General features: G+C 67.7%; 22 protein-coding genes. 5 read left to right on the top strand and 17 right to left on the bottom strand.

All coding sequences use genetic code 11. The features are described from left to right. The 17 genes from rplF to rpsJ form a co-directional block, all read right to left on the bottom strand. Positions 1-540 (bottom strand): 50S ribosomal protein L6, encoded by a 540-nt coding sequence (gene rplF / locus ABT300_RS00715; RefSeq protein ID WP_319192016.1) that lies wholly within the window; start codon positions 538-540, stop codon positions 1-3. A gap of 24 nt (positions 541-564) precedes the next feature. Further along, positions 565-963, bottom strand: coding sequence for a 30S ribosomal protein S8 (rpsH, locus tag ABT300_RS00710; protein ID WP_030788259.1), 399 nt, complete (start codon positions 961-963; stop codon positions 565-567). A 215-nt stretch (positions 964-1,178) separates the two neighbouring features. Beyond that, complete coding sequence (locus ABT300_RS00705; protein WP_030890724.1) at positions 1,179-1,364, bottom strand: type Z 30S ribosomal protein S14; 186 nt, start codon at positions 1,362-1,364, stop codon at positions 1,179-1,181. A 5-nt stretch (positions 1,365-1,369) separates the two neighbouring features. After that, a complete protein-coding gene (gene rplE / locus ABT300_RS00700; protein ID WP_030788262.1) occupies positions 1,370-1,927 on the bottom strand; it encodes a 50S ribosomal protein L5 in 558 nt (185 codons plus the stop codon). Then, the gene (rplX, locus tag ABT300_RS00695; RefSeq protein ID WP_030039760.1) at positions 1,927-2,250 is read right to left on the bottom strand and encodes a 50S ribosomal protein L24; all 324 of its coding nucleotides are present in this window, start codon (positions 2,248-2,250) and stop codon (positions 1,927-1,929) included. Before rplX ends, rplE begins: the two co-directional genes overlap by 1 nt. A gap of 2 nt (positions 2,251-2,252) precedes the next feature. Further along, on the bottom strand, positions 2,253-2,621 hold the full coding sequence (rplN, locus tag ABT300_RS00690; protein WP_003998823.1) for a 50S ribosomal protein L14: 369 nt from the start codon (positions 2,619-2,621) through the stop codon (positions 2,253-2,255). A 119-nt stretch (positions 2,622-2,740) separates the two neighbouring features. Next, positions 2,741-3,025 (bottom strand): 30S ribosomal protein S17, encoded by a 285-nt coding sequence (gene rpsQ, locus ABT300_RS00685; RefSeq protein ID WP_152888004.1) that lies wholly within the window; start codon positions 3,023-3,025, stop codon positions 2,741-2,743. Continuing rightward, positions 3,025-3,249, bottom strand: coding sequence for a 50S ribosomal protein L29 (gene rpmC / locus ABT300_RS00680; RefSeq protein WP_003998824.1), 225 nt, complete (start codon positions 3,247-3,249; stop codon positions 3,025-3,027). The genes rpsQ and rpmC overlap by 1 nt, the downstream gene beginning before the upstream one ends. Beyond that, positions 3,249-3,668 (bottom strand): 50S ribosomal protein L16, encoded by a 420-nt coding sequence (rplP, locus tag ABT300_RS00675; RefSeq protein ID WP_006140905.1) that lies wholly within the window; start codon positions 3,666-3,668, stop codon positions 3,249-3,251. Before rplP ends, rpmC begins: the two co-directional genes overlap by 1 nt. A 5-nt stretch (positions 3,669-3,673) precedes the next feature. Beyond that, positions 3,674-4,507: a 30S ribosomal protein S3 gene (gene rpsC / locus ABT300_RS00670; protein ID WP_351669999.1), complete on the bottom strand. Its 834-nt coding sequence runs from the start codon at positions 4,505-4,507 to the stop codon at positions 3,674-3,676. Next, positions 4,507-4,854: a 50S ribosomal protein L22 gene (rplV, locus tag ABT300_RS00665; protein WP_003974262.1), complete on the bottom strand. Its 348-nt coding sequence runs from the start codon at positions 4,852-4,854 to the stop codon at positions 4,507-4,509. Before rplV ends, rpsC begins: the two co-directional genes overlap by 1 nt. Before the next feature lie 42 nt (positions 4,855-4,896). Next, positions 4,897-5,178, bottom strand: a complete 282-nt coding sequence (gene rpsS, locus ABT300_RS00660; protein ID WP_018528354.1) for a 30S ribosomal protein S19 — start codon at positions 5,176-5,178, stop codon at positions 4,897-4,899. Positions 5,179-5,190: 12 nt separating this feature from the next. Next, positions 5,191-6,027, bottom strand: a complete 837-nt coding sequence (gene rplB / locus ABT300_RS00655; RefSeq protein WP_351669995.1) for a 50S ribosomal protein L2 — start codon at positions 6,025-6,027, stop codon at positions 5,191-5,193. Between the two features lie 40 nt (positions 6,028-6,067). Further along, the gene (gene rplW / locus ABT300_RS00650; RefSeq protein ID WP_057584678.1) at positions 6,068-6,487 is read right to left on the bottom strand and encodes a 50S ribosomal protein L23; all 420 of its coding nucleotides are present in this window, start codon (positions 6,485-6,487) and stop codon (positions 6,068-6,070) included. After that, complete coding sequence (rplD, locus tag ABT300_RS00645) at positions 6,487-7,146, bottom strand: 50S ribosomal protein L4 (RefSeq protein WP_334577817.1); 660 nt, start codon at positions 7,144-7,146, stop codon at positions 6,487-6,489. The genes rplW and rplD overlap by 1 nt, the downstream gene beginning before the upstream one ends. Positions 7,147-7,154: 8 nt before the next feature. After that, entirely contained in the window at positions 7,155-7,799 is a 645-nt protein-coding gene (gene rplC, locus ABT300_RS00640; protein ID WP_057584680.1) for a 50S ribosomal protein L3, read from the bottom strand. A 17-nt stretch (positions 7,800-7,816) separates the two neighbouring features. After that, entirely contained in the window at positions 7,817-8,125 is a 309-nt protein-coding gene (gene rpsJ / locus ABT300_RS00635; RefSeq protein WP_003948644.1) for a 30S ribosomal protein S10, read from the bottom strand. Positions 8,126-8,623: 498 nt separating this feature from the next. Here rpsJ and ABT300_RS00630 point away from each other — a divergent pair, with 498 nt between their 5' ends. The 5 genes from ABT300_RS00630 to ABT300_RS00610 all read left to right on the top strand — a co-directional run bounded on the left by ABT300_RS00630 (position 8,624) and on the right by ABT300_RS00610 (position 14,150). Continuing rightward, on the top strand, positions 8,624-9,208 hold the full coding sequence (locus ABT300_RS00630; protein ID WP_351669989.1) for a hypothetical protein: 585 nt from the start codon (positions 8,624-8,626) through the stop codon (positions 9,206-9,208). Continuing rightward, positions 9,177-9,944, top strand: a complete 768-nt coding sequence (locus ABT300_RS00625) for a hypothetical protein (protein WP_351669986.1) — start codon at positions 9,177-9,179, stop codon at positions 9,942-9,944. Before ABT300_RS00630 ends, ABT300_RS00625 begins: the two co-directional genes overlap by 32 nt. Next, positions 9,944-11,932 carry a putative T7SS-secreted protein gene (locus ABT300_RS00620; protein ID WP_351669983.1) on the top strand — a complete coding sequence of 663 codons (1,989 nt, stop codon included), beginning with the start codon at positions 9,944-9,946 and terminating at the stop codon, positions 11,930-11,932. The genes ABT300_RS00625 and ABT300_RS00620 overlap by 1 nt, the downstream gene beginning before the upstream one ends. 378 nt (positions 11,933-12,310) lie before the next feature. Continuing rightward, positions 12,311-13,429 carry an ADP-ribosylglycohydrolase family protein gene (locus ABT300_RS00615; RefSeq protein WP_502977854.1) on the top strand — a complete coding sequence of 373 codons (1,119 nt, stop codon included), beginning with the start codon at positions 12,311-12,313 and terminating at the stop codon, positions 13,427-13,429. Between the two features lie 82 nt (positions 13,430-13,511). Continuing rightward, entirely contained in the window at positions 13,512-14,150 is a 639-nt protein-coding gene (locus ABT300_RS00610) for a toxin glutamine deamidase domain-containing protein (RefSeq protein WP_351669980.1), read from the top strand. Positions 14,151-14,239: the final 89 nt, after the last annotated feature.

The following is a 14,239-nucleotide window of genomic DNA, read 5'->3' as shown; positions in this document are numbered from 1 at the left end:
TTACTTACCCGCCTTTCCGACCTTGCGGCGGATGACTTCGCCCTCGTACTTGACGCCCTTGGCCTTGTACGGGTCGGGCTTGCGCAGCTTGCGGATGTTGGCCGCAACCTCGCCGACCTTCTGCTTGTCGATGCCCTCGACCTGGAAGCGGGTCGGGGTCTCCACCTTGAAGGTGATGCCCTCGGGCGCCTCGACGGTGATCGGGTGGCTGTAACCGAGCGCGAACTCGAGGTTCGAGCCCTTCGCGGTCACGCGGTAACCGACACCACTGATCTCGAGCTTCTTCACGTAACCCTCGGTCACGCCGGTGATCATGTTCGCCACCAGCGTGCGGGACAGGCCGTGCAGGGCCTTGCTCTGACGCTCGTCGTTGGGGCGAGTGACGTTCAGGACGCCGTCCTCAGCCTTGGCGATCTCGATCGGCGCAACGACGGTGTGGGTCAGCGAGCCCTTGGGGCCCTTGACCGAGACCGTCTGGCCGTCGATGGTGACGTCCACTCCGGCGGGAACCGTGATGGGGAGCTTGCCAATGCGCGACATAGCTGTTTCCTCCGTTCCCTTCCGCTACCAGACGTAGGCGAGAACTTCTCCGCCTACGCCCTTCTTGCCGGCCTGCTTGTCGGTGAGGAGACCGTGCGACGTGGAGATGATCGCCACGCCGAGGCCACCGAGCACCTTGGGCAGGGAGGTGGACTTCGCGTAAACCCGGAGACCGGGCTTGGAGATCCGCTTGATGCCCGCGATGGAGCGCTCACGGTTCGGGCCGAACTTGAGCTCGAGGGTGAGGTTCTTGCCGACCTCGGCGTCCTCGACCTTCCAGCCCGTGATGAAGCCCTCCTGCTGGAGGATCTCCGCGATGTGAGACTTGATCTTCGATGCCGGCATCGTCACGGAGTCGTGGTACGCCGAGTTCGCGTTCCGCAGACGCGTCAGCATGTCTGCGATCGGATCAGTCATGGTCATGAATTGGCCTGTGGCCTCTCTCGCCGGGGTTTCCTGGTGCGCCATCCCTCTCCCCGATCCGAGACGGGACGGGTGCGGCGCGGTGGACCTACGGCGTAGTAAGTCGTACGGGCGACCGTCAGGGCGCCCAACCCTCCCAGCCTAAGCCATGGAGGGATGGGCCCCTGACACGCCCATTGCTTACCGAGAGCCTCTGGAACCCCTAAAAAGGGGGTTTACCAGGAGCTCTTGGTCACGCCCGGCAGCTCGCCACGGTGAGCCATCTCACGAAGGCACACACGGCAGAGGCCGAACTTGCGGTACACGGAGTGGGGACGGCCGCAACGCTGGCAGCGGTTGTACGCGCGCACAGCGAACTTGGGCTTACGAGCAGCCTTTGCGATCAGAGCCTTCTTCGCCATCTCGCTCACGCCTCCTTGAAGGGGAAGCCGAGGTGACGAAGGAGCGCGCGGCCCTCAGCGTCGTTGGTCGCCGTGGTGACCACGGTGATGTCCATACCCCGGACACGGTCGATCTTGTCCTGGTCGATCTCGTGGAACATGACCTGCTCCGTGAGACCGAAGGTGTAGTTGCCACGGCCGTCGAACTGCTTGGGGGACAGACCACGGAAGTCGCGGATGCGCGGAAGCGCGAGCGACAGGGTGCGGTCCAGGAACTCCCACATGCGGTCGCCACGAAGCGTGACGTGGGCGCCGATCGGCTGACCCTCACGCAGCTTGAACTGCGCGATGGACTTGCGGGCCTTGGTGACGGCCGGCTTCTGACCGGTGATCGTGGTGAGGTCGCGGATGGCGCCCTCGATCAGCTTGGAGTCGCGGGCGGCGTCGCCCACACCCATGTTGACCACGATCTTCACGAGGCCGGGGATCTGCATGACGTTCTCGTAGGAGAACTCCTCACGCAGCTTGCCCGCGATCTCCTCGCGGTACTTCGTCTTCAGACGCGGAGTGGTGGTGGTAGCCATCAGATGTCCTCACCCGTCCGCTTGGCAACGCGGATCTTGTTGCCCTCGTCGTCGAAGCGGTAACCGACGCGCGTGACGACCTTGTTGCCGTCCTTCTCCACGACCAGCTGAACGTTGGACACGTGGATCGGGGCCTCGGTGGTCACGATGCCGCCGGCCTGCGAGCCCTTGGCGGTCGGACCGGCCTTCGTGTGCTTCTTGACCCGGTTGACACCCTCGACCAGGACGCGGTCCTCGCGGGGGAAGGCCGCGATGACCTTGCCCTGCTTGCCCTTGTCCTTACCGGTGATGACCTGGACCAGGTCGCCCTTCTTGATCTTCATGCTTACAGCACCTCCGGAGCCAGCGAGATGATCTTCATGAACTTCTTCTCGCGCAGCTCGCGCCCGACCGGGCCGAAGATGCGGGTGCCGCGAGGGTCGCCGTCGTTCTTCAGAATGACGGCGGCGTTCTCGTCGAAGCGGATGTACGAGCCGTCCGGACGGCGGCGCTCCTTGACGGTGCGAACGATGACCGCCTTGACGACGTCACCCTTCTTCACGTTGCCACCGGGGATCGCGTCCTTGACGGTGGCGACGATGACGTCACCGATGCCCGCGTAGCGGCGACCGGAGCCACCGAGCACACGGATGCAAAGGATCTCCTTCGCACCAGTGTTGTCGGCGACACGCAGTCGCGACTCCTGCTGGATCACGTCTATCTCCTGTTTGTCTGCCGGTTCCCGGCAGGGGCCGCCTCGTCATGAGGTGAGCCCCTGCCGAGCCTGGCGGAACTGTCCTGCGGGGCCCCTATGTGATTAGGGCCGCAGGAGAATTACTTGGCCTTCTCGAGGATCTCGACGACGCGCCAGCGCTTCGTCGCGGACAGCGGCCGGGTCTCCGCGAGGAGGACACGGTCGCCGACGCCCGCGGCGTTCTGCTCGTCGTGAGCCTTGAGCTTGTTCGTACGGCGGATGACCTTGCCGTACAGCGCGTGCTTCACACGGTCCTCGACGGCGACGACGACGGTCTTGTCCATCTTGTCGCTGACGACCAGACCCTCACGGGTCTTCCGGAAGCCACGGGCCTCGGTGTTCTCAGTCACGTTGCTCTCGCTCATCAGGCGCTCTCCACCGTCTCGATGCCCAGCTCGCGCTCACGCATCAGGGTGTAGATCCGCGCGATGTCCTTACGGACGGCCTTGAGCCGACCGTGGTTCTCGAGCTGACCCGTCGCCGCCTGGAAGCGGAGGTTGAACAGCTCTTCCTTGGCTTCGCGGAGCTTCGCCAGAAGCTCCTCGTCACCCAGTTCGCGCAGCTCGGACGCCTTGGTACCGGCCGACATCACGCTTCACCTGCCTCGCGCTTGACGATCCGGCACTTCATCGGCAGCTTGTGGGCTGCGCGAGTGAGGGCCTCACGGGCGATCTTCTCGTTGGGGTAGGACAGCTCGAACATGACCCGTCCCGGGTGCACGTTCGCGATCCACCACTCGGGAGAACCCTTACCGGAACCCATGCGGGTCTCGGCGGGCTTCTTCGTGAGCGGGCGGTCCGGGTAGATGTTGATCCAGACCTTGCCGCCACGCTTGATGTGGCGGGTCATCGCGATACGGGCCGCCTCGATCTGGCGGTTGGTCACGTACGCCGGCGTGAGGGCCTGAATGCCGTACTCGCCGAACGAGACCGTCGTACCGCCCTTGGCCTGACCACGGCGCTTCGGGTGGTGCTGCTTGCGGTGCTTGACCCTACGGGGGATCAGCATGTCGGTCAGGCCTCCGTTCCGGTGCTCTCAGCCGGAGCGGCAGCCGCCGGAGCCTCGGCCTTGGGGGCCTCGGCAGCGGGAGCCTGCTGCGGCTTACGACCGCGACCGCCACGCTCGCCACCGCGGCCACCACGGCCGGCCGGGCGGTCGGCGCCGCCACGAGCCGGACGGTTGCCGGCGCGGGCGGCGGCGTTCTCGGCGCGGACCTCGGCGATGTTCTTGACGTCGCCCTTGTAGATCCAGACCTTCACGCCGATGCGGCCGAAGGTCGTCTTGGCCTCGAAGAAGCCGTAGTCCACGTTCGCGCGGAGGGTGTGCAGGGGCACGCGGCCCTCGCGGTAGAACTCCGAGCGGGACATCTCGGCGCCGCCGAGGCGGCCACCGCACTGGATCTTGATGCCCTTGGCGCCGGCCTTCATGGCGGACTGCATGCTCTTACGCATGGCCCGACGGAAGGAGACGCGGGAGGAGAGCTGCTCGGCGACGGCCTGAGCCACCAGCTGAGCGTCGACCTCGGGGTTCTTGACCTCGAGGATGTTCAGCTGGACCTGCTTCTTGGTCAGCTTCTCCAGGTCGCCGCGGATACGGTCGGCCTCGGCGCCGCGGCGGCCGATGACGATGCCCGGACGCGCGGTGTGGATGTCGACGCGGACGCGGTCACGGGTGCGCTCGATCTCCACCTTCGAGATGCCTGCGCGCTCCATGCCGGACGTCATCATCCGACGGATGGCGACGTCCTCGCCGACGTAATCCTTGTACGACTTGTCGGCGTACCAACGGGACTTGAAGTCCGTGGTGATGCCGAGCCGGAACCCATGCGGGTTAACCTTCTGGCCCATTACCGGGTCCCTTCCTTGCTGCTGACGACCACGGTGATGTGGCTGGTCCGCTTGCGGATCCGGTAGGCGCGGCCCTGGGCGCGCGGACGGAACCGCTTCAGGGTCGGGCCCTCGTCGACGTAGGCCTCGGAGATGAAGAGGCTGTCGGCGTCAGTGTGGTCGTAGTTGTGCGCGGCGTTGGCGATGGCGCTGTCCAGCACCTTGCCGACCGGCACGCTCGCGGCCTGCGGGGCGAAACGCAGGACCGCCTGAGCCTCCGTGGCGTCCATGCCACGGATAAGGTCCACCACCCGGCGGGCCTTCATGGGCGTGACGCGGATGTACCGCGCCTGGGCCCTGGCTTCCATGGTTGTCCTTCCAGTGTCTGTCATGGTCATTCCACCCCGCTGTTAGCGGCGCTTCGACTTCCGGTCGTCCTTGACGTGACCCCGGAAGGTGCGCGTCGGCGAGAACTCGCCGAGCTTGTGGCCGACCATCGACTCGGTGACAAACACCGGAATGTGGGTCTTGCCGTTGTGCACCGCGATCGTGTGACCCAGCATGCTGGGGATGATCATCGAGCGACGGGACCAGGTCTTGATGACGTTCTTGGAACCGGCTTCGTTCTGGGCGTCCACCTTCTTCACGAGGTGTCCGTCGACGAAGGGCCCCTTCTTGAGACTGCGCGGCATCTAAACCCGCTCCTAGCGCTTCTTGTTCGTCTTGCGGCGGCGGACGATGTACTTGTTCGAAGCCTTCTTCGGCGAACGAGTACGACCTTCCTTCTGACCCCAGGGGCTGACCGGGTGGCGACCACCGGAGGTCTTGCCCTCACCACCACCGTGGGGGTGGTCAACCGGGTTCATCGCCACACCGCGGACGGTCGGGCGGACGCCCAGCCAGCGCTTACGGCCGGCCTTGCCCCAGTTGATGTTGCTCTGCTCGGCGTTGCCGACCTCGCCGACCGTGGCGCGGCAGCGCTGGTCGACCAGGCGGATCTCACCGGACGGCATGCGGAGGTGGGCCATCGAGCCCTCCTTCGCGAGCAGCTGCACGGAGGCGCCGGCGGAGCGGGCGAACTTGGCGCCGCCACCCGGACGGAGCTCGATCGCGTGAAGCGTCGTACCGACCGGGATGTTGCGGATCGCCAGGTTGTTGCCCGGCTTGATGTCGGCCCCGGGACCGTTCTCGACGCGGTCACCCTGCTGCAGGTTGCGCGGGGCGAGGATGTAGCGCTTCTCGCCGTCGGCGTAGTGCAGCAGCGCGATGCGCGCGGTGCGGTTGGGGTCGTACTCGATGTGCGCGACCTTCGCCGGCACGCCGTCCTTGTCGTGACGACGGAAGTCGATCACTCGGTAGGCGCGCTTGTGTCCGCCACCCTGGTGGCGAACGGTCACACGACCGGCGTTGTTACGGCCGCCCTTGCTGTGCAGCGGGCGGACCAGCGACTTCTCCGGCGTGGACCGCGTGACCTCGACGAAGTCGGCGACGCTGGAGCCACGACGGCCCGGCGTAGTCGGCTTGTACTTGCGGATTCCCATTATTCAGTCCTCGTCCGATATCGGACGATCCGGACCGCCATCAGGCGGTCGGACCGCCGAAGATGTCGATACGGTCGCCCTCGGCAAGGGTCACGATCGCGCGCTTCGTGCCGGCACGCTGACCGAAACCGGTCTTGGTGCGCTTGCGCTTGCCGATGCGGTTGATCGTGTTGACCCCGGTGACCTTGACCGAGAAGACCGCCTGGACGGCCTGCTTGATCTGGGTCTTGTTGGCGTTGGGGTCGACGATGAACGTGTACTTGTTCTCGTCGAGGAGCGCGTAGCTCTTCTCCGACACGACCGGCTTCAGCAGGACGTCACGGGGGTCCGTGTACGCCTTGCTGGGCGCGGTGACGACGGTGTTCTTGCCCTCGGCCTCGTGGCGCTTCGCCTTGGCGACGCGCGCGGCCTTGGCGGCCTTGGCCGCCTTGGAGGCGATGCTCGGGTGACGCGTAGCCATCAGGCGTCACTCCCTTCGGTGTCGTTGGCCTTGTTCGGGCCGGACACGAAGGACTCCAGAGCGGCCTGGGTGAAGACCACGTCGTCCGAGACGATCACGTCGTACGTGTTCAGCTGGCCCGGCTCCAGGATGTGCACCTGGGGCAGGTTGCGGGCGGACAGCCACGCGGCCTCGTCGGCGCGGTCGACGACCAGGAGCAGGTTCTTGCGCTCCGAGATCTTGCCGAACAGCGTGCGAGCGGCCTTCGTGGAGGGGGTCTCGCCCTCGATCACGCCGGTGACGACGTGAATGCGGTTGTGGCGGGCCCGGTCGGTGAGGGCGTGACGCAGAGCGGCAGCCTTCATCTTCTTCGGGGTCCGCTGCGAGTAGTCACGCGGCTGCGGGCCGTGGACGACGCCACCGCCGGCGAACTGCGGGGCGCGGGTCGAGCCCTGACGGGCGCGGCCGGTGCCCTTCTGGCGGTAAGGCTTCTTACCGCCACCGCGAACCTCGCCGCGGGTCTTGGTCTTGTGCGTGCCCTGACGGGCAGCCGCGTTCTGCGCGACGACGACCTGGTGGATCAGCGGGATGCTGACCTTCTCCACGCCGAAGATCTCCGCGGGGAGCTCGACGCTACCGGTCTTCTCGCCGGCAGGCGAAAGGATGTCAACAGTGCTCATCGGTTACCTCAGGCCCCCTTGGCCGCGGTGCGGACCAGGACGAGGCCGCCGTTCGGACCGGGGACGGCGCCCTTGATGAGCAGCAGACCCTTCTCCGCGTCAACGGCGTGGACGGTCAGGTTCTGGGTGGTGACACGCTCGTTGCCCATGCGACCCGCCATGCGGAGGCCCTTGAACACGCGGCCCGGGGTGGCGCAGCCACCGATGGAACCGGGCGAGCGGTGCTTGCGCTGGGTGCCGTGTCCGGCGCCGAGGCCCTTGAAGTTGTGACGCTTCATGACACCGGCGAAGCCCTTGCCCTTGCTCTTGCCGGTCACGTCGACCTTCACGCCGGCCTCGAACACCTCAGCGGTGATCTCCTGGCCCAGCGTGTACTCGGAGGCGTCCGCGGTGCGGATCTCGACGAGGTGGCGACGGGGAGTGACGTCGGCCTTGGCGAAGTGGCCCTTGAGGGGCTTGTTCACCTTGCGCGGGTCGATCTCGCCGAAGGCGATCTGGACGGACTCGTAGCCGTCGCTGTCGTTCGTACGGACCTGGGTCACGACGTTGGGGCTGGCCTTGACGACGGTGACGGGAACAACGCGGTTGTTCTCGTCCCACACCTGCGTCATGCCGAGCTTCTCGCCCAGGATGCCCTTGATCTGCTTGGTCATATCTCAGATCACCGGCCTCAGAGCTTGATCTCGATGTCGACACCGGCCGGGAGGTCGAGTCGCATCAGAGAGTCAACGGTCTTGGGGGTCGGGTCGAGAATGTCGATCAGGCGCTTGTGCGTGCGCATCTCGAAGTGCTCGCGCGAGTCCTTGTACTTGTGCGGCGACTTGATGACGCAGTACACGTTCTTCTCAGTGGGCAGCGGCACCGGGCCCGCGACCGACGCACCAGTGCGGGTCACCGTCTCGACGATCTTCTTCGCCGAGGAGTCGATGACCTCGTGGTCGTAGGCCTTGAGCCGGATGCGGATCTTCTGTCCCGCCATGGCTACTCAGTAGTCCTGTCTCTTTGTCCGCTCCGGAACCCGATGTTCCATTTCACCTTCTCCTCCGACCCACGCGGTCGGGCGTGTCGCTCTCCCGCTGACACAGATGCCCCTTGTTCGAACATCCCTGCGGAATGCACACGGCCCTACCGGAACCGCAAGCCGGGGGCGGAAGGCCCACCGGGCGCCTGGCCGGTGCCGCACTGCACTTCCCGAAAGATTCCCGTACGTCCGCCCCAGCGCTGCCATCAGGCAGTTAGGGCGACGAGTACTGTGGGACTCGCTTCCGGTCCTCCCGGCGGGAGGCGCACAGCATCAACACTCGACCGAGCAACTCCGACAGTCTGCCATATGGGGCACGCCCTCCGCCAATCGGGCCGGAGACAATACCCCGGACGTGACGCAGGTCAAACGCAGGGTGTGGAGAGTGTGTGCGAGCCGGGTGCCCGCGCGCCCCGGAGCGACCTCCGGTGACAGGTCCTCGCCATAATCGACGGCATGTTTGAGTACGGGGGCAAGGCGAGCGGTCCGCCCGGGAACGGGGTTCCCAGGTCACGTCTCGAGGACTACGCGGAGATGACGGCCCCGCCGCGGGAGCCGTCCGAGGGACGAGCGGCGCCGCCCGCGCCGGAACCTGTGGCCGCACCGGAACCTGTGGCCGCACCGGCGGCCGCGGACGACCCGGAGGCCGAGGCCCGGCGGCGGTGGTTCGCCGATCTTCTGGAGGAGTTCCGCCGGACGGCCGTCCTGGTCCCCCTGGGCGACGGCCCCGGCCCCGACAGCGAACGGGGCCTGCTCACCGCCGACCTGGGCGGCGTCCGGTTCATCCTGGCCTTCTCCGACGAACAGGCGCTGTCCCGGTACGCCCTGGCGCGGGGCGAGTACCACCGCGAGTGGGCCTACCAGACGATCCTCGGCTCCCGACTGCTGGACGTGGCCGTGCCTGCGGCAGGGATGCCGTGCGGGGTGGCGCTGGACTGCGCGGACGGCCCGGACGGCGCGGTGTTCCCGCCTGTCTCCGGCGTCGTACCGGACGAGGTGGCCGTGGATCGTGAGCAGGGGGTGCCCGGTGAGCGGCGGTGAGGAGCAACTGATCGGCGGCGGCGTGCCGGCGAACGGCGCGTGGGTGCCCGTGAACGGCGGCCCGCCGATGAGCGGGGCCGGCGAGCCGGACCTCAAGGCCGTCGGTCTGGAGCTGATCGCCAGGGGTCTGACCGAGGCGCTGGGCGAGCTCAAGGAACTCGGCATGGTCGGCATGGCCGGTGCGGGGCGGGGCTTCGGCGATCTGTCCCTCTCGGGGCTGGACCTCGGGCACGACGGGCTGACCGAGACCTTCCGCTCGTTCTGCGAGCGCTGGGAATGGGGGGTGCGTTCCCTGATCAACGAGGGCAACGGGTTCGCCGTCAAGACCGGCCTCGCGGCCGGCACCCTCCACGAGACCGAGGAATACGTCGGCGGCACGTTCAAGGTGGTCACCAACTCCCTCATCGGCAATCCGTACGCCTCCGAGGACGAGGTGACCCGGATGGGCTGGGGCGACATCGCCACCTCCGGCGTCTTCAGCGGGGAGGTCGACTACAGCCAGGAGTCCTTCGACCGGGCGGGCGAGAACATCAAGCAGGGCTGGAAGGACGCCGGCCGCGATGTGATGACGTCGAAGACCGTCGGTCCTCTCGGGCTCAACCCCGAGAACCTGCACGACACGTTCGGGGTCTCGGACGCCGAGTACGACAAGATGCTGGACGACACCTTCGGCCCCTCGCCCGAGGAACGCGCGCAGGCGGCCCAGGCCGCGCAGCAGCAGGGCGGGGCGGGCTGATGGGGATCGTCGACGACATCAAGGGCGGTCTGAACAGCGGCCTGGAGTACGGCGAGAATCTCGTCGACGAGGGCAAGAAGAAGCTCGGCGAGGGCATCGACTACGTCACCGACAAGGCCGGCGACGGGCTCGACCGCATAGGCCTGCACGACGCCGCCGACGCGGTGGAGGACTTCGGCGACGAACTCGCCTCCGACCTCGGCGCCACCCCCGGGGAGCAACAGCTCGGCCAGACCGAGCAGGCGAACGAACTCGTCCACGGCAACCCCGCGAAGATCCGGGCGAGCGCCAAGCACCTCAAGGACTTCCAGGCCGCGTTCGACAAGGTCGGCGTCGGCATGAAGAAGGTCGACTCGGCCGGCTGGAAGGGCGTGGGCGGCGACACCTTCCGCGAGAAGTTCGGCGTGCATCCCATGAAGTGGCTGCACGCGGCCGACGCCTGCGAGGCGGCCGGCGTGGCGCTGGACGCCTACGCGGACACCGTCGAGTGGGCCCAGCGGCAGGCCCAGGAGGCCGTCGAGCAGTACAAGAAGGGCAAGAAGGCCTCCGTGGACGCCGTGGAGGCGTACAACAAGAAGGTCGACGCCTACAACGCCAAGATCAAGGCCGACCAGGATCCGGGACCGCAGCCCGAGCCGTTCCACGATCCGGGAATCGACGCGATGCGGGCGGCGCGGGCCAGACTCGCCCAGGCCCGCAAGCAGCGCAATCTCATCGCCGGCGAGGCGCAGACCCAGGTCCAGGCGGCGCTCGCCCACGCCCCCGCCGAACCACCGCCGCTGGACCGGCTCGGCAACGACCTGATCGACGGATATCAGGCCTACAACACGGAGCTCACGCATGTCGTCGGCGGAGCCCTCAAGGGCACGGCGGGGCTGCTGAACTTCGTGCGCGGGCTCAACCCCACGGACCCGTACAACCTCACGCATCCGGCCGAATACATCCAGAACGTCAACATGACACTGGCCGGCCTCGTCTCCACCGCCGCCCATCCCGAACGCGTCGTCCAGGCGACGGTGGACGGTTTCAAGAAAGACCCTTCCGAGTTCACCGGCAGACTCCTGCCCGAACTGCTCGGAACAAAAGGCGCGGGACTGGCGCGGACCGGAGTCCGCCTGGGGCTGAAGGAAGGGCTGGAGGCCGGCGCCTCGAACCTGGCGTCCAAGGGAATGCGGGTCGGCGAGGACCTGACACCGACCGGTCGCGCGCTCCACGCGGACGCGGTGGACCCGGCCGCGGCGCAGAAATTCCTTGACGAGAGCTATCCGGGAATAGGCGACCTCGAGGGCGGGACGCCGGGGAGCGGCTTTCGGCACTCCCCGCACGTCACGGACGACGTCTGGGACGGCCTCACCGACGCACAGCGCCACGAGGTGGGCGCCGCCGAGCTGGCGGACGGCGCGGTGTCGTTCAAGGATCCGGACGCGGCGATCTCCTACGGCCGGGACCAGTGGAATCACTATGTGGAGAACCTTCCGGAGTCGGCGAAGGACGCCCTGCGGGACTACAGCAAGGAGCCGCCCTTCCCGGGCGCGCCCGGCTCAGCCACCTACCAGGAGATGAACGGTTTTCTGCGTGGCAATGCCGACTTCGGCACCCCGGAGGTACTGCGCAACATCGGCGAGGTCGACCGGGCGCTCGCGGGCAGTCCGATTCCGGAGGATGTCATGGTGGTACGAGGCACCGGAATCAGCCACATAGATTTCGACGGGGTCGAGGACCTCGTCGGCCGGAAAATAACCGATCAGGGATACACGTCGAGTTCGCTCGGAAACCATCCGGTGCCCAGTTTCGAGGGAAAGGACGCGATTCTGCGTTTGCGTGTTCCCGAAGGCACACACGGTGCTTGGATCGAGAAGGTCAGCGATTTCGGGGTGACCGAACGGGAGTTGTTGCTCGGTCGGGGGATGAGTTACAAAATCACCCGGGCTTTCAAGGACGAAAACGGTCAGTATCAGATCTACGGCGAAGTACTGCCGGGTAGTTAGGAACGGACGCTGATGGAACCGCAACCGAAGAAGAACCCCCGCTTCGAGGCCGACATGGCGTTCGTGGTGACGGGCGGGCCGCCGCGTTACGCCCGCCACACGGGCAAGCCGGTCCGGTATCTGGCCGTGGCCGACACCGAGAACCGGGTGATCGGTTATGTGTGGGCCAACGACGAGGACGCGGCCGGGGGCGTCCGGATCCGCAGCGACGCGAGCCCCGCGGCGCACAACGAGTTCGGGGTGTGGGGAAGGCGGTTGCGCGACGCCAAGCGGCGGGGAATTCCGCCCACCCAGGCCCTCGCCGAGATGATCCGGGACTCGCCCTTCAGTCCCCGCAGCCATGTCGTTCCCGACTCCCTCGCCGAGGCGCCGAGCATCATCGTCGTCGACGATCTCGCCGGGAAGGAATGGCGCCAGGACCGGGTCAAGAACGGAGCGACGGGCTCGATGGTCGGCCTGGCCGTCGGGGACGCGCTGGGTTACCCGACCGAGTTCCTCACGCTGGAGCAGATGGCCTCCCGGTACGGCGCCTGGCGGGACCTGGAACTGTCCTTCACCGACGGTGTGGCGCTGGTGACCGACGACACCCAGATGGCGCTGGCCGTCGGGGACGCGCTGGTGGACGTCACCCGGGACGCCGACGCGGTCTTCTCCGCCGAGACGCTGGAACCGGCCCTGCGGGCCCACTTCGTGCGGTGGCTGCGCTCCCCCGACAACAACCGCGCGCCGGGACAGACATGCCTGAACGCCTGTGCCGCGCTCGAAGGCGGCGGGCCGTGGCAGGCGGCGAGCGTGCTGGGGTCCAAGGGGTGCGGTGCCAACATGCGGGTCGCTCCGGTGGGTCTGGTCCCGGGCCTGAGCGCCGAACAGCGAGCCGGAGCAGCCCAGTTGCAGGCCGCGCTGACGCACGGCCATCCCACCGCGCTCGCCGCGAGCGACCTGACGGCCCATGCCGTCTGGCTCCTCACCCACAACTGCGCTCCGGTGGAACTCCTCCACTGGCTGCGCCACTACGCCCTGAAGTCGCGGACGACCTACCACGCCGCGTGGCTCGGGGACCTGGCCCAGCGAGCGGGGGCGGCCGACCCCGCGGCGTACATCGCCCACGGCTGGGACGAGTGCCTGCGCGCCCTGGACACCCTCGAGGCGGCGCTGCGCGCCCCGGATCCGGAGCGGGACCCGTGCGCGGCGGTCGGCGCGGGCTGGATCGCCGAGGAAGCGCTCGCGGCGGGCCTGTACTGCTTCCTTCTCTTTCCCGAGGAACCGGTGACCGCGCTGCGCCGGGCGGCATGGTCGTCGGGCGACTCGGACTCGATCGCGGCGCTGTCGGGGGCGTTCGCCGGGGCTTCGGTGGGCGCGGCGGCCTGGCCTGCCTGGTCCCGCGGCGTGGAGCACCGTGAGCGGATCCGCATGATGGTCTATCCCTGGGACACGGGCGTGGCCTCGCGCGGCTCGCGTGATTCCGGTGGCTCTCGTGGCGGCCGTGGCCATGGCTGAGGTTCCGCAGCCGGCACAAAGGGCGACGGACTGGCTCCGGCACACCTACGGCGGTCTCGTCGAGCCGGCCACGCCACAGCCCGTGCACGAGACGGAATACGCCTGGATGCTGGCCTGCCGGACGGTGCCCCAACCGGGATATCCGCGGACGCCCATGCTGGCGGCCTCGCTCGTGGTCCCCAAGGACGGCACGGCGCCCTTCCACCCGGCCCCCGCCGACCCGCTCGCCGATCTCACCCCACCCGCCTCCCTGTCGGAAGCGGTCGCCCGGGTCCAGGGCCAGCCGCGCCGCATCAACGCCCGCGGCTGCACCGTCGCCCTTCACACTGCCATCTCGGGCGCCCCTTCCACGCCCCTCCCCTGGCGCCCCTCCGACGAGGCCCCAGGCTGGGTGGCCCGCCTGACGCGGCGCTACTTCGCCGACTTCGCCCACACCCCCGCCGACACCTGGGACGACGTGATCAACGCGATTTCGGAACCCGGCCCGGACACCAGGGGCGTGATCTGGGTGCGCCGGGAGATCGGCGGACAGGAGGCCACGGGCAACCTCCTCTACGCCCACAACAACATGGGCAGGGTGGTGTTCCTCGACAGCCTGACCTCGTCCCTGGGCCGCCTGGACACGTCCCACGTCCGCGGACTGACTCTGCTTCGAGCCGTGCCTGCGCCCGCCCCGCCCCTGCCACCGATCAGGCCGGCAGGGGCACGGCTCGGCTCATGACGTCGACCCGGGTACCGCTACTCACGTGGAACGTCCCGGGTGAATGAGTAGGCGCCCCGATACCGCCGTTCCACCGCCGCCGGTGGAAT

The organism is Streptomyces sp. NPDC001027 (assembly GCF_040299045.1).
Lineage (GTDB): Bacteria > Actinomycetota > Actinomycetes > Streptomycetales > Streptomycetaceae > Streptomyces.
Note: the sequence above shows the minus strand (reverse complement) of the source record. Positions and strands in the feature narration are given on the sequence as shown.

What these genes read in the sequence shown, in the direction of transcription:
- rplF (WP_319192016.1), bottom strand. Translation starts at nt 540, where the DNA reads ATGTCGCGCATTGGCAAGCTCCCCATCACGGTTCCCGCCGGAGTGGAC.
- rpsH (WP_030788259.1), bottom strand. Translation starts at nt 963, where the DNA reads ATGACCATGACTGATCCGATCGCAGACATGCTGACGCGTCTGCGGAAC.
- ABT300_RS00705 (WP_030890724.1), bottom strand. Translation starts at nt 1,364, where the DNA reads ATGGCGAAGAAGGCTCTGATCGCAAAGGCTGCTCGTAAGCCCAAGTTC.
- rplE (WP_030788262.1), bottom strand. Translation starts at nt 1,927, where the DNA reads ATGGCTACCACCACCACTCCGCGTCTGAAGACGAAGTACCGCGAGGAG.
- rplX (WP_030039760.1), bottom strand. Translation starts at nt 2,250, where the DNA reads ATGAAGATCAAGAAGGGCGACCTGGTCCAGGTCATCACCGGTAAGGAC.
- rpsQ (WP_152888004.1), bottom strand. Translation starts at nt 3,025, where the DNA reads ATGAGCGAGAGCAACGTGACTGAGAACACCGAGGCCCGTGGCTTCCGG.
- rpmC (WP_003998824.1), bottom strand. Translation starts at nt 3,249, where the DNA reads ATGTCGGCCGGTACCAAGGCGTCCGAGCTGCGCGAACTGGGTGACGAG.
- rplP (WP_006140905.1), bottom strand. Translation starts at nt 3,668, where the DNA reads ATGCTGATCCCCCGTAGGGTCAAGCACCGCAAGCAGCACCACCCGAAG.
- rpsC (WP_351669999.1), bottom strand. Translation starts at nt 4,507, where the DNA reads ATGGGCCAGAAGGTTAACCCGCATGGGTTCCGGCTCGGCATCACCACG.
- rplV (WP_003974262.1), bottom strand. Translation starts at nt 4,854, where the DNA reads ATGGAAGCCAGGGCCCAGGCGCGGTACATCCGCGTCACGCCCATGAAG.
- rpsS (WP_018528354.1), bottom strand. Translation starts at nt 5,178, where the DNA reads ATGCCGCGCAGTCTCAAGAAGGGGCCCTTCGTCGACGGACACCTCGTG.
- rplB (WP_351669995.1), bottom strand. Translation starts at nt 6,027, where the DNA reads ATGGGAATCCGCAAGTACAAGCCGACTACGCCGGGCCGTCGTGGCTCC.
- rplW (WP_057584678.1), bottom strand. Translation starts at nt 6,487, where the DNA reads ATGGCTACGCGTCACCCGAGCATCGCCTCCAAGGCGGCCAAGGCCGCC.
- rplD (WP_334577817.1), bottom strand. Translation starts at nt 7,146, where the DNA reads ATGAGCACTGTTGACATCCTTTCGCCTGCCGGCGAGAAGACCGGTAGC.
- rplC (WP_057584680.1), bottom strand. Translation starts at nt 7,799, where the DNA reads ATGACCAAGCAGATCAAGGGCATCCTGGGCGAGAAGCTCGGCATGACG.
- rpsJ (WP_003948644.1), bottom strand. Translation starts at nt 8,125, where the DNA reads ATGGCGGGACAGAAGATCCGCATCCGGCTCAAGGCCTACGACCACGAG.
- ABT300_RS00630 (WP_351669989.1), top strand. Translation starts at nt 8,624, where the DNA reads ATGTTTGAGTACGGGGGCAAGGCGAGCGGTCCGCCCGGGAACGGGGTT.
- ABT300_RS00620 (WP_351669983.1), top strand. Translation starts at nt 9,944, where the DNA reads ATGGGGATCGTCGACGACATCAAGGGCGGTCTGAACAGCGGCCTGGAG.